Raw genomic sequence first — 13,774 nt, 5'->3', positions numbered from 1 at the left:
CATTGATTAACAATTAATTAAAGCAGATCGTTCGCCAGATTAGCCAGTTCACTCCGCTCACCCTTTTGCAGGGTAACATGGGCATACAGGGGGTGGTTTTTCACATTTTCGATGAGATAAGATAACCCATTGCTTTCGGCATCGAGGTACGGAGTATCGATCTGGTAGATGTCGCCGGTAAAGACAATTTTGGTATGTTCGCCCGCACGGGAAATAATCGTTTTGATTTCGTGGGGCGTCAGGTTTTGTGCTTCATCCACGATAAAGAAAATCTTGGTCAGTGTGCGGCCCCGGATAAACGCCAGGGGAGCAATTGCGATTTTCTCCGTTATGATCAACTCGTCAATTTTTTCGAGCATCTTTTCGTCGTCGGCATACTGCTCTTTGATAAAACGAATATTGTCCCAAATTGGTGCCAAAAACGGATCCGTTTTCGATTTAGCATCTCCCGGCAGGAAGCCAATTTCGCGGTTACTCAGCGGGATGACCGGCCGGGTGATGTATATCTGCCGATAACCTTTGCGCTGCTCCAGCGCACTGGCCAATGCTAGCAACGTTTTTCCGGTACCGGCATTACCCTGGATGCTTACCAACCGGATTGCCGGATCAAGCAGGGCATGAAGGGCAAACGCCTGTTCGGGATTCCGCGGCTTAATTCGGAATACGGGGGCGGTAGACACCGGTGTCAGGTTCTGTTCGCTTTTGCTATAGAATGCATACAGTGTTTTGCGGTTATGTTTCACCGCATAAAACTGATTGGCCCCAATGTGATCCAGCGACAAATTCCCAATCGGCACGCTCGTCTTATTCCGCAATCCGTCAACCACCTTTTCGGGAAAATCATTTCGCACCGTTTTACCGGTATAAAGCGCCTCTACATTCTTGATCTTCCCCGTCTCATAATCCTCCGCAGGCAGGTTGAGTGCTTTTGCCTTCAGGCGAAGGCAGATATCTTTAGATACCAAAACAACTTTCCGATCCGGATTTTCTTCCGTCAGAATAAGTGCCGCGTTGATAATCTGGTGGTCGTATTTGTCATTGCCGAAAATCTTCGCCGCATCCACCCGTTGCGGTCCTCCCGAAAGGATCACCCGGAATTTACCTTTGGTCTGGCCATTCATGTGAACCCAGTGGTTAATCAGCTTTTTGCCCGAAAGTTCATCGATCAATCGAATAAAACTACGCGCCTCGAAATTCCGGGTTTCGTTGCCCCCCTTTAAATTATCAAGCTCCTCCAATACCTGTATGGGAATCGCTACGTCGTGCTCCTGAAAATTATTCAGTGCGTTGTGGTCGTATAAAATGACCGAGGTGTCCAGAACAAAAATTTTGCGGGATACTGCCATGATGCCCGGTTTCTTATCATCAATTGAAAAGATAAAATTACTGCTTTTTAATTACTTCTATAAGTGTAACCCGGAATTTCAAGTAGAAAACCCCTACTTGGGGGTGTTCCTAAATGCGACACATTGTGGATAAACACATAGCGCCAAAATGTGCATAAACTTACCTATATCGATAAATTAAAAGCGTAAGCTGCCATTGCGGGCAAACAGAAATGTGGATAACCCAATCCCCTCAGGTGGAAAACATGTTAATAAAATAAATTACTTTTTTCTTGACACGTAAACATTTTGTTACTACCTTAGATTATATCAAGCACAGAGTTCTTTGAATCGCCCAAATAAGTATCCACAAACGAAATGGTTCCAACAGGAATTATTTTAGGATGACTTAGTGATGGATCGGTTCCGAAGAGGCATCATGCCGAACGGAAATCTGCCAGGCCCGTAAGGGATAGGCCCGATCAAAACATCCGACCGGGGTTGTTGTTCGGTTTGATTCTCTACGGAGAATGCACGGAGCAACAAATGCATGACGTATTGCGATGCCTTTGTGCATACGCATAAACGGATGCCGATAAAGACACTCGACTTGATACCTAATTTGCGGCTACGGCTGTAATTTAAGGTTAAAAACGGAAGGTTCAAATCGAAAGAGGAGGCCTTCCGTTTTTTTATCCCATTAACTCACAGTTTAACGTCCGCCCATACAGGATAATGATCGGATAATTTAGCCTTGATGATCTGATATCGGCTCACTTCAAAATCATTACTGGTTAGAATATAATCGATCTGAAAATTCGGAAAATCCCCATTGTAGGTTACCCCCCAGCCCCGTCCCTTTTCGCGGAACGCATTTTGCAGGCCGGAAGATACTTTGTTCACGGCATACGATAAGGGGGTATCATTGAAATCCCCCGCAATAAGATAGGGAATTTTACATTCCTGGCTATGTGCTTGAAGCGCATCCGCCTGAGCGCTCCGGGCATCGAAAGCCCATTTTAACCGCGCCCCGATACGCTTGGTAGAAGCCGCATCTTTCTCAAGGGCTTTCGTTGGGCTCTTGATGAATTCGTAATCTTCTTTCTGAAAGCCGATGGAACGCAGGTGGACGTTATATACCCTGAAAACCTGCCCCCCTTTATCGACATCCGCATAAATTATCCGGTTTACGCCATACTCATGATCGGGCAGGTGACCCGATGCAACGATCGGATACCGCGAAAAAATTGCCATGCCGTAGGCTTCGTAATCATTCTGAGCCGTCGGCAAAAAATAATAATAGGGCATCCCAATTTCCCGCTGAAACGCCTTGGCCATCCGATACGCTCCTTTTTGCCGCGTATAATACTCTTGGATGCAGACGACATCGGGAGATACACTGTCTATTAGCCCCATTGCCTCCTCCCGTATGGTAGTTTCCGTGTCCCTTTGTTCAAAGGTTCTAAAAAAATGCACGTTATAGGTTAGAAGCCGAATATGGCCCGTATCACGCGAAACAACCTGTTCAGCAGTGACCTTTGCATTGAAACCAACGTGATTGGTCAGCGTGCCCCATCCCATCCCGATTGCCAAAAGCGAGATTAATGCAAACCGCGCCCGGCGGACGAGCCAATAGCTAACAAACAACGCGTTCACCAGCAAAAGGGGTAGGTAGGCGATACCAAAAAATGCAATTGGCCAAAATGTCTTTGGATTAATAACGGGTGCCAGATAACTTAGTAGCAGCGCAGCAACCGCAAAAAAGTTGACCCATAAAACCGTCCTACTGAAGAAGCCCAGTCGTTTCCACCGCCGTAATTTCACCGCCATTAGTATTCATTTTGGCCTTGTTTGCTGGCTTTAAACAAGGCTTCTTTTTCGGCTTTGGTTAAGCTGTCGTAACCAGACTGAGAGATTTTGTCCAAAATGCGATCGATCACTTCCTGGTTCGGGACCAACGGTTCCTCCTGAGGCGTCGTCGGCACATCAGTACGCACCACGCGGAGTTTGCGCTTCTTGCGGGGCCTGCCCAGTACACGGCTCCAGTCCTGCCCATTTTGCAGCCGCTTGATGTAAACAAAGCCAAATAATGCTCCGCCAATATGTGCAATACTTCCTCCGGCATTCAACCCACCTACGGCTAAAATATCCAGTGCAATAAATACAAGCGCCAAGTATTTCAGCTTGACGTTGCCGAAAAAAAGCAGCCGGATGGTGTAATCCGGCAGCAGTGTCGCCGTAGCGAACACCACGGCACTCACACTGGCCGAAGATCCGATCATCACGGTGCGGAAAGCGTCTGCCCGAAAGACGGGAATTAAATTAAAAGCCAGCAGATATAACACCCCGCCCGCAAGACCTCCGGCGAGGTAAACGAACGTAAGCTGCCTCTTTTTAAGGAAATCAAGGAAGATGATGCCCAGCCAAAACAGCCAAAGCATATTGAATAGGATATGAAACAGCCCTTGCTGTGTAAACATATAGGTGCCGATTGTCCAGGGACGATGCAGCCACCCCGATACAGATGCCGGAAGCTGCAGCCACGATACCACATAGTCCGACAGGGGTATGCTTGTGATGCCTAAAGCCCTAACCAGCGACAGGACCCCAAGCCCCAAAAATACCACGATGTTGATGGCAATCAATACGTACAACGGATTTCCCGAGCGGAAAGCCTTATACCATAAGTCGCCAAGCCATGACCTCTTCATCGCCATAGTTCCTGATAAGAATCGCTAATATATGAATTTTTTTTCTGAATCATTTTTCCCAATCAAATCCTTACCAATAATTCGGCCTGCGGATTCCCCACAGCTTGATCAGCAGGAAGCCGACCAGGGCCCCGCCGATGTGTGCAAAATGCGCAATGGAACTGCCGGTGCGGGAAATTCCTAAAAACAACTCAATCAAGATCATCACCGGAATAAAATACTTCGCTTTGATCGGTACCGGCAGAAATATCAGCATCAATGGTGTATTGGGAAACAGGTAGCCAAACGCGATCAACAATCCGAATATTGCACCCGAGGCACCCACCATCGGTGTATTGTAAACCGACACCAGCTTGTTAAAGCTCTCCTGGTTCAAGTCGGGATGATTGCCTTGCACTACGCCAGCAAGCATATCAAAGCGAAGCCAGTCGCGGGCAGCGGCCGTCCCTGTAATTTGGTAAACCTCCAGCGCCTGTACCCCAAATTGCAACACCAGCGCGCCGAGTCCTGTAATTAGGTAGTAATTTAGAAAGCGTTTTGACCCGATGACCTGCTCTAGGACCGGGCCGAACATAAACAACGCAAACATGTTGAAAAAGATGTGCCCCAACCCGCCATGCATAAACATATACGTGACAACCTGCCAAATCTTGAAAAACGGAGAGTCGGGATAGTATACGCCAAACAACCGGTTTGCTTCTGGAAAAATCAATGCGCTGCCGATAAAGCAGATGATATTGACAATCAATAGGTTCTTGACAACGGGCGGTATCCCTGAAAACGGTGATGCGGTGTTGTTAAACATAGTATTCTTCAAAAATTAACGCTCGAACCGTTCAGACAGTTCTTGCAATGTAAATGTAAGGATTACGGGTTTACCGCTCAATGACGCATTGGGCATTTCGCAGGCAAACAGCCGATCAATCAATTCAGCCATGTCGTCCGTCGATAGGGCCGTACCCGGCTTAATGGCGGCATGCCGGGCCAGGCTTCGGGCCAGCTTCTCCCGCCTGGGTAATTTCAACGCTGCCTGGTTATTTTTATAGTCTTCCAACAACTGTTCCAATACCTGCCGCTCACTCATTCCCGACGTCAGATCTGCCGGAATGCCCTCTACGACAAATGTATGCTTCCCAAATTCCCGGATCTGGAAGCCCAGTGCCTGTATATCAGGCAATAAGTCGTTAATCAGCTGGAAGTCTGCGGCGTTCAGCGTAACCGTCTGCGGAAATAAGCTTTGCTGACTCGCACCTTGTCGGTTTTCCAAGTGCTGGCAGAACTGCTCAAATAGGATGCGTTCGTGCGCGGCCTGCTGATCGATCAGGATGAATCCCGAATGAATTTGCGATACGATATACCGGTTGTGCAGCTGGAAGGGTTGCTTTTTCCCTGCATGCGGTTGTTCGGCAGACGAATCCGCATCGTTTCTATGAAGTCCCAGCTGAGCGGGCGCTTCTTTCTGCGAAATCTGGTATAACGTGTCCCAATTTTGCGGGATGGGCGATACCTGCCGGCTGCCGCTGGCCTTTCCGCTGTCAAACGGATTGAAATCCGGATTGAACGTAACGGAGGGAGGCGTGATTTCCTCCAGCGGCTTCGGACTGATCATCTGGCTGAACCCCGTCTCCTGGTTAAAGTCCAGGGTAGGTGTGATGTTATACCGTCCTAACGATCGTTTTACGGCCGATTGGATAATGGCATAGATCGCCCGTTCATCTTCGTATTTGATTTCCGTTTTTGTGGGATGGACATTGATGTCGATTTTCGCCGGATCAATCTCGATAAACAACACATAAAGCGGAAAACTTTCCGATGGTAGGATATCTTCATACGCTTTCACCACGGCGTGATTCAGATAGGGGTCTTTCACGAAGCGGCCATTCACAAAAAAAAACTGCTCTCCCCGTGTTTTCTTCGCGTATTCGGGCTTTCCAATAAATCCTTTGAGATTAATGATCGTGGTTTCTTCTTCCACCGGTACCAGCCGTTGGTTATAACCGCTGCCAAAAATATGGACAATCCGTTGTTTGAGACTTTCCCCGGGTAGGTGAAACAATTCATTATTGTCGCTATGAAGCGTAAAGAAAATGCGCGGATACGCCAAGGCCAATCGTTGGAATTCATCCACGATGTGACGCATCTCCACCGGATTGCTTTTCAGAAAATTACGCCTTGCAGGTATGTTATAAAACAAGTTTTTGACCGCAATGCTAGTCCCCGCTGGAAGCGCTTCCGGCTCCTGCCCGACCACATTCGACCCTTCTATCTCCACCCGCGTGCCCAATTCGTCTTCCACGCGCCGCGTTTTCAGTTCCACATGCGCGATGGCTGCAATGGAAGCCATGGCTTCACCCCGGAACCCCATCGAACGGATGGCAAACAGGTCCTCCGCTTTACGGATCTTTGAGGTGGCGTGGCGCTCGAAACAAAGCCTTGCGTCGGTCATGCTCATGCCACAGCCGTTGTCAATCACCTGGATGAGCGATTTTCCTCCCTCTTTCACGATTAGCCGAATTTTGTCGGCTCCTGCATCGATCGCATTTTCGATCAACTCCTTTACTGCCGATGCCGGGCGCTGCACCACTTCTCCCGCGGCAATCTGGTTGGCCACGGCATCCGGCAACAGTTGGATAACGTCTGACATACGCTGCGAAGTTACGAAAACGTCGCTACTCCACGCATTTCCTGGGCAAGAAAACGAGCGGTTTCACTCCGCTTGCAGTAGATTAGGTCTTCCGGTGTGCCGCTGAAAAGGATCTCGCCACCGCCGGCACCACCCTCCGGACCCAGGTCTATCACCCAGTCGGCCACTTTGATGACGTCCAGGTTATGCTCAATAATTAATACGGTGTTTCCACGGTCTACCAACCGATTAATTACTCCCAACAACACATTTACATCCTCGAAATGAAGTCCCGTGGTCGGTTCATCCAAAATATAGAACGTTTTGCCGGTATCTTTTTTGGAAAGCTCCGTGGCCAGCTTCACCCGCTGCGCTTCGCCTCCCGAGAGCGTTACCGACGACTGCCCAAGCGTAAGGTAGCCCAGGCCGACATCCTGCAACGTCTTAATTTTACGGTAAATGGAAGGGATATTTTCAAAAAAGCTGACGGCCTCGTCTATGCGCATGTCCAGCACATCACTGATGGATTTACCCCGGTAGCGGACTTCCAGCGTCTCCCGGTTGTAACGCTTGCCGTTGCACGTTTCACACGGCACCTGCACATCCGGCAGGAAATTCATTTCGATCACTTTCATCCCCGCTCCCTGACAGGTTTCGCAGCGTCCCCCTTTTACATTAAAGGAAAAACGGCCGGGTTTATATCCGCGGATTTTGGACTCGGGCAGCTGCACAAACAACGCGCGGATGTCCGAAAATACACCGGTATACGTAGAGGGATTGGAACGGGGGGTACGCCCGATGGGGCTTTGGTCAATTTCGATCACTTTATCGATGTGCTCCAAGCCTTCGATTTTTTTATAGGGAAGGGGCGTTTTCTTCGCCCGGAAGAAGTGACGGTTCAGGATGGGATATAACGTCTCCGTGATCAGACTTGACTTGCCGCTTCCAGAAACGCCGGTTACGAGCACCAACTTCCCCAAGGGCAATTCAACATTCACCTTGCGCAGGTTGTGACCAGTTGCCCCAGATAGCCGCAGGCTGTGGCCATTTCCTTCCCTGCGTTTTTCCGGTATCCGAATCTCTTTCCGGCCATTGAGGTAAGCAGCGGTAAGCGTATTGGCTTGCATGATTTCGGCTGGTTTTCCCTGCGCCACAACCAGCCCCCCATGCGCGCCCGCCGCCGGCCCCATGTCAATTACGTAATCGGCATGAAGAATCATATCCTTATCGTGTTCCACCACCAAAACGGAGTTACCGATATCCCGAAGGTTTTTTAGGGCGTTGATAAGCCGCTCATTATCCCGCTGATGCAGGCCGATACTGGGTTCATCCAAGATGTAAAGCACGTTGACCAACTGCGACCCGATTTGCGTTGCCAGCCGAATGCGCTGCGCTTCGCCACCCGAAAGTGTTTTGGCGGTGCGGTCCAACGTCAAGTAGTTGAGGCCCACATCCAGCAAAAACCCAAGCCGGGCGCGTATCTCTTTCAGAATTTCCGTTGCAATGATGGTTTGCCGTTCGTCTAACCGTTGCGCCACCTCCCCGAACCACGCTGCTAGTGTGGTGATGTCCATCACCGCCAGTTCGTGGATGTTCTTGTCCGCAATTTTAAAGTGCAGCGATTCCTTTTTAAGCCGTGCACCGTGGCAGGCCGGACAGATTCGCTGTGCACGGTATTCTTCCAAATTCTGCCCATTTGAGCCGAGACGCTCGTTTTGGTCCTCCAGCATTTTGAAAAGCCCTTCAAACAAAATCTTGTAATCCTTGGTATTCCAGCTGCTGTACGTCACCGGCACGACCACTTCTTCTTCCGCGCCGTTGAGGAGGATATTTAATTGTTCGTCCGTAAGCTTTTCGATGGGGGTGGTCAATGAAAAGTCGAACTTCTTGGCTACCGCCTTAAGCACCTGGAAATTCCACGTATCCCGATATTCACCCAGCGGGGCAAGCCCCCCCTTCTGAATGCTGAGCTTGGAGTCAGGAATAACAGCATGGCGGTCGATTTCATACACATAGCCTAATCCGTCGCATTTTTCGCATGCCCCATAGGGCGAATTGAACGAGAATGTGTTCGGCTGCGGTTCGTCATAGGAAATACCCGACGCTGCATCCATCAGGTAACGGCTGTAGAAATGCTCGTTATTGGCCTTATCGCTGATCTTGATGATTCCCTTGGCTGCTTTCATCGCCTGCATCACCGATGCATACAGGCGTTTCCGGTCCTTCTCCGATACGAGTAGCCGGTCGATGACCATTTCAATATCGTGGATCTTATAGCGGTCTACCTGCATTTTCGGTACCAAATCCAGCAACTCGCCATCCACACGCACTTTCACATACCCTTGTTTACGGATCTGTTCAAACAGCTCCCGGTAATGGCCTTTGCGCCCCTTCACCACCGGCGCCAGCACATTGATGGCCTGTCCCTCGAACTGCTGGATGATGCGGTCGACCACCTGGTCTTCCGACATCCGCTCCATTCGTTTGCCTGTTACGTAGGAATACGCTTCCCCCGCCCGGGCAAAGAGCAGTCGCATAAAATCATACACTTCTGTGATGGTACCCACCGTAGAGCGCGGGTTCTTGCTCGTCGTTTTCTGCTCAATGGAAATCACCGGGCTGAGTCCCGAAATCTTGTCGACATCCGGGCGCTCCATGCCCCCGAGAAATTGCCTGCTATATGCACTGAATGTTTCCATGTAGCGGCGCTGTCCTTCCGCGTAGATCGTATCGAACGCCAGCGAAGACTTCCCGCTGCCGCTCAACCCCGTAATGACAACCAGTTCATTTCGTGGAAAACTTACATCAATGTCTCTGAGGTTATGTACGCGAGCGCCGAATACCTGTATTTCCCCACCTTCGTGGGATTCACCCAGATCGGGCGTCATTTGTTTCGTCATGTACCCTAATCAATAAATCATGTGGTACGCAAAATTAGCCAAAATTGCCTTAACAAGCAAGATTATTCGCCATGTCAGTCTTCATTGACAGATGATTGCTACGCAATTAGCAGTCACTAATCAGCCGCTAAAGATAATGGTTTATAGGTGAAATCCACTAATAAATGCTAAAATTATTGGACAAATACATCAAAGAACTCTTCGCAGGGCACTTACTTTTCCCGTACTTTTCTGCTGTTTATCCCTTCCTCACCCTACCTAATCGATGGCCTTTTATAGCATAATAAAAAATTACGAAATAACAGGGCAACATAATTAGGTAAGCCTGTTGTGAAGCATTTGCCGTGGCCATGACCTTGGCTACCCCTGCAGACATTGACTGCTGCACTTGATGGTCAATAATCGCCCCGTAAATAAGTGGAATTAGGGCGCCTCCAGAAATGCCCATGATAAGTAAAGACGACGCAGCCTTGGTATAACGGCCCAAACCCGCGAGCGTCAGTGGCCAGATGGCCGGCCACATAAGCGAATTAGCCAAGCCCAACAAGGCCACCGATCCAACGGATAGGTAGCCCTCCGTCGACACCACACTGATCGTCAGACCGATTCCCAATAAGGCGCTTACTTTCAGTACATTTTCCTGGCTAATGTATCGAGGTACTGCAAAGGTACCAATGATATACCCAACGACCATGGCAACCAATGTGCCGGTAGTAAACAGTTTTGCCGTAGCAAAGGGAACACCTTGTGACAGTCCGTAACTAATAATCGTATCGCCCGCCATCACCTCAACGCCCACATACAGGAAGAGCGTGAAAACGCCTAAAATCACATGCGGAAACTGGAACACACTTTTCTTGCCAACCGCCTGAACGGTCGTGTGATTATCGGCGTTCGTATCGATTTCAGGAAGGCCGGATTTGAATATGAGATAAGCAAGCACCAACAACACCACAATAATGGCAATATAGGGTGGTATAACGCGCATGGCCATTTCATCGAGTGCGGTAGCTTTTGCCGTTGCCGAAAGCGAATTGATGCGAGCCAGCAGGTGATCGGTGTCGTCTAATTTTAAGAACAATCCAAGTATAATCGGCGCCAAGGCGCCTGCCAGTTTGTTGCAGATACCCATGATGCTCATGCGTTTCACCGCTGATTCGATCGGGCCAACAATGGTAATGTAAGGATTAGATGCGGTCTGCAGGATGGCCAGCCCGCTGCCCATGACGAATAAGCCCGTCAAAAAGAGAAAATACATCCGGCTGAATGCCGCAGGAATAAACAGCAGCGCGCCGAATGCCATGATGAGTAGCCCTACGCCCATGCCATTTTTGAAACCAAAGCGACGGAGCGTCGCTGCCGATAGGGGCGCCATTACCAAATACGCCATGTAGAACGCAAATGTGACGAAATACGACTGGAACTTGTTTAGTTCACATGCGATTTCAAGATACGGGATAAGTACCGAATTGAGCCAGGTAATAAAACCAAATATAAAAAACAATGCACCAATGATAGCTATCGGGCTGATGTTTCTTTTATGTTTTATGGTATTTTCCAATGTTAAGCAAATTTAGAAATGAAGATAAACGACGCTGTTTAAATGGTAATCCGTTCGCAGTTTTTCAAAAACTGTTCATCTGCATCGGCTCCCAAGCCTGGCTCATCGTTGATATTCAACGTAAAATCAGTATATTGAACACCGCCGACCACCGGGTCAGCCAAATGACCAATAAGACAGGAATCCATATCATAATGCACAATTCCCCGGCATGCGTAAATCAGGTGTAGGTTTGCACTTAGCGCAATGCGGCTCTCTAACATCCCGCCCATCATACAGGGAATACCTGCATGCTGTGCCACATGATGTAATTGCAGCGCCTCGTGTATTCCACCAGACTTGGCTAGCTTGATATTGATAGCATCACAGGCTCCGGCTGCGATGAGGCGTTGGGCGTCATGGTGATCGTAACAGCTCTCATCCGCCATAATTCTAACTGACGATAAACTTCTGAGTTTCGGTAAAAGATGGTCATTCCAGCTGCGCATCGGCTGTTCACAGAACTCAATATCCAGTTCCCGCATGGCTTGTAATATATTCAATGCGTCTGTATAACTCCAGCCCTGATTGGCATCTACGCGAATGAGAATATCCGGGCCGACCACGCGACGTATTTTAGCTAACCGCTTGAGATCAGATTTAATATCGTTGCCCAGTTTAATCTTTAATATCGTAGCTCCTTGCGCTACAAATTTCATCGCCTGGTCAGCCATTTCATCCACCGTAGCTATGCCCACAGTAACGTCGGTAATAATTTGCCGTTTTTCTCCCCCAAGAAACTGCCATAGCGGCTGACCTGCATTTTTAGCAGCCAAATCATACAGACACATATCAAAAGCACTCTTAATGGTGCTATTGCCATCAATAAAATGGTGCAGCTCCTGCATGCGTGATTCGATATCCATCGGATCGCGGCCTTTCCAGAGCCGGGCGAATTCCCTGGCTACAACCAAGCAAGTATCCTGGGTTTCTCCGACGATCATTGGAAATGCAGAACACTCTCCCACGCCATATCGATTTTCGTTAGTATGAACTCGGATAAATACGTTTTGGGCGTGAAGCATGGTGCCTGTTGCGATTGCAAAAGGCACCATGGGAATGCTAAACCGATAAATATCGATATGGGAAATAATCATGGAAATGCGTTAGTTAGGCGGAAACATTCCTTGTTTCGGATGCGTGTAGGGAAGTCCGGGCTTTTTATCCCACCATACCTTGCTAAGGAACGTGTCGCCGCCCGGAAGCTGATCGATCGCCTGACGAAGATTTTCCGCATTCTTCCCGAATTCATCGATCGGATAGGTCATGCGCCGGGGTATCTGCCCGTTGGTAGCCCCTTTCATGCTTCCAGTCCACATGGCTGGATATCCAGTCCGACGCCATTCGGCCCACGCTTCTGTGGCATTGGGGTAAATGGCGATGTATTTCTGTAAAATAATTTTCTTCAGCTGTTCTTCCTCATCGCCAGCTAAAGCCACCAACGGTTTGGCCGTATAGGCGGCGGCTTCATCTTCAAGGCCCACCTGTGCCATGGATTGTTGAATACCTTGCTGATACATCTGCTGAACATTTTCGGTCGACAAGCCGGCCAGCGCAGCTTCCGCACGCAGAAAGTATACTTCAGCACTATTCATGACCATGATATCCGCAACTTCGCCCGTCAACAGTGGTCCGATTTCGGCCGTATTGGTACGATCGTAGTAATTCCGTTCCTCCTCTCCTTCCAACTGAATGGGTCGGCCTTTATAGCCGCTCACCCCATCGGTAGATGCCACCGCATAGATCGGTAATCGCGGATCATCCCGCTCAATCATCACTTCTGAGATGGCAAAACCGAACCGGATCGGGTTAGCTCCTGAGAGACCGCTGGTGTAAACGGGGTTTACGTTATCCACCGGAGTGGAACCACCCGGCGGCAAGGTTGTTAGTAGCGCATTGTGGGAATTGTCTTCCAACAACGGTGCCGTCACCACTTCCTGGATGTGCTGGCCTGCTAATGTGGCATCCGCATAACGGATGCGCATGGCCATGCGAAGGCGCAATGAATTGGCAAACCTCCGCCACAATTCCGGATCACCTTTATAGATGAGGTCTGCATTGCCGAACGAAATCTGATCCGGCGCGGTACTAAGCATCTGAGCCGCTTCTTTCAACTCATTCAATAGATTCCCATAAATCGAGGCTTGCGACTCATAGACCGGCTGGTTAATGACATTGACGGGGTCCTTTGCTGCTTCACTGTACGGGATATCCCCGTAGGCGTCGGTCATTCGCTGATAAAGGAATGCGTTCCAGATCCGGGCGATGGCCACCTGATTGCTTTTCCGAGAATCTGGAGATACAATCCTGATCAGCTCATTGAGGTTGACAATAAACCGCCGATAGTAATTAAAGGGGTTAGCGCAGTCGCAGGGGAGAAAGATATCACCTGTTTCTTCATAGGCAACATAGCCAGCGTATTCCCGCATGGACCATGGCGTGTTCGGTCCGAAATACTCAAACACCGAATGTTTGAGCGACCACGTGAGCAGCATATCCGGATTTAAATTCTCCTCCTTAACCATCGCGGGATTTGTATTGATCTCCTCGAAATTCTGGGTACACGAACCGCCTAATAACGCGATCAGTGCAAGCTGTAAATATCTCTTTTTCAT

The 13,774-nt window shown here is 49.1% G+C and carries 9 protein-coding genes; all 9 read right to left on the bottom strand.

Annotated features, from left to right (window positions below; all coding sequences use genetic code 11):
- Window positions 1-17 precede the first annotated feature (17 nt).
- Complete coding sequence (locus tag BMZ56_RS11965; RefSeq protein ID WP_090626859.1) at window positions 18-1,346, bottom strand: PhoH family protein; 1,329 nt, start codon at window positions 1,344-1,346, stop codon at window positions 18-20.
- 684 nt (window positions 1,347-2,030) lie between these two features.
- Window positions 2,031-3,155, bottom strand: a complete 1,125-nt coding sequence (locus BMZ56_RS11960; RefSeq protein WP_090626857.1) for an endonuclease/exonuclease/phosphatase family protein — start codon at window positions 3,153-3,155, stop codon at window positions 2,031-2,033.
- Window positions 3,155-4,036: a rhomboid family intramembrane serine protease gene (locus BMZ56_RS11955; RefSeq protein WP_090627251.1), complete on the bottom strand. Its 882-nt coding sequence runs from the start codon at window positions 4,034-4,036 to the stop codon at window positions 3,155-3,157. The genes BMZ56_RS11960 and BMZ56_RS11955 overlap by 1 nt, the downstream gene beginning before the upstream one ends.
- Before the next feature lie 70 nt (window positions 4,037-4,106).
- On the bottom strand, window positions 4,107-4,841 hold the full coding sequence (locus tag BMZ56_RS11950; protein ID WP_090626855.1) for a rhomboid family intramembrane serine protease: 735 nt from the start codon (window positions 4,839-4,841) through the stop codon (window positions 4,107-4,109).
- A gap of 15 nt (window positions 4,842-4,856) precedes the next feature.
- Window positions 4,857-6,680, bottom strand: a complete 1,824-nt coding sequence (mutL, locus tag BMZ56_RS11945; RefSeq protein WP_090626854.1) for a DNA mismatch repair endonuclease MutL — start codon at window positions 6,678-6,680, stop codon at window positions 4,857-4,859.
- A gap of 11 nt (window positions 6,681-6,691) precedes the next feature.
- Window positions 6,692-9,559: an excinuclease ABC subunit UvrA gene (gene uvrA / locus BMZ56_RS11940; RefSeq protein ID WP_177195137.1), complete on the bottom strand. Its 2,868-nt coding sequence runs from the start codon at window positions 9,557-9,559 to the stop codon at window positions 6,692-6,694.
- 238 nt (window positions 9,560-9,797) lie between these two features.
- The gene (locus BMZ56_RS11935; protein WP_245893186.1) at window positions 9,798-11,120 is read right to left on the bottom strand and encodes a sugar MFS transporter; all 1,323 of its coding nucleotides are present in this window, start codon (window positions 11,118-11,120) and stop codon (window positions 9,798-9,800) included.
- 38 nt (window positions 11,121-11,158) lie between these two features.
- Window positions 11,159-12,256 carry a mandelate racemase/muconate lactonizing enzyme family protein gene (locus BMZ56_RS11930; RefSeq protein WP_090626852.1) on the bottom strand — a complete coding sequence of 366 codons (1,098 nt, stop codon included), beginning with the start codon at window positions 12,254-12,256 and terminating at the stop codon, window positions 11,159-11,161.
- Between the two features lie 9 nt (window positions 12,257-12,265).
- Window positions 12,266-13,774, bottom strand: a complete 1,509-nt coding sequence (locus tag BMZ56_RS11925; RefSeq protein WP_177195136.1) for a SusD/RagB family nutrient-binding outer membrane lipoprotein — start codon at window positions 13,772-13,774, stop codon at window positions 12,266-12,268.

It is taken from the genome of Parapedobacter indicus, from assembly GCF_900113765.1.
Classification (GTDB): Bacteria; Bacteroidota; Bacteroidia; order Sphingobacteriales; family Sphingobacteriaceae; genus Parapedobacter; species Parapedobacter indicus.
This window is presented reverse-complemented; position numbering and strand designations above follow the sequence as displayed.

What these genes read in the sequence shown, in the direction of transcription:
- BMZ56_RS11930 (WP_090626852.1), bottom strand. Translation starts at nt 12,256, where the DNA reads ATGATTATTTCCCATATCGATATTTATCGGTTTAGCATTCCCATGGTG.
- BMZ56_RS11950 (WP_090626855.1), bottom strand. Translation starts at nt 4,841, where the DNA reads ATGTTTAACAACACCGCATCACCGTTTTCAGGGATACCGCCCGTTGTC.
- uvrA (WP_177195137.1), bottom strand. Translation starts at nt 9,559, where the DNA reads ATGACGAAACAAATGACGCCCGATCTGGGTGAATCCCACGAAGGTGGG.
- BMZ56_RS11925 (WP_177195136.1), bottom strand. Translation starts at nt 13,774, where the DNA reads ATGAAAAAGAGATATTTACAGCTTGCACTGATCGCGTTATTAGGCGGT.
- mutL (WP_090626854.1), bottom strand. Translation starts at nt 6,680, where the DNA reads ATGTCAGACGTTATCCAACTGTTGCCGGATGCCGTGGCCAACCAGATT.
- BMZ56_RS11960 (WP_090626857.1), bottom strand. Translation starts at nt 3,155, where the DNA reads ATGGCGGTGAAATTACGGCGGTGGAAACGACTGGGCTTCTTCAGTAGG.
- BMZ56_RS11965 (WP_090626859.1), bottom strand. Translation starts at nt 1,346, where the DNA reads ATGGCAGTATCCCGCAAAATTTTTGTTCTGGACACCTCGGTCATTTTA.
- BMZ56_RS11955 (WP_090627251.1), bottom strand. Translation starts at nt 4,036, where the DNA reads ATGAAGAGGTCATGGCTTGGCGACTTATGGTATAAGGCTTTCCGCTCG.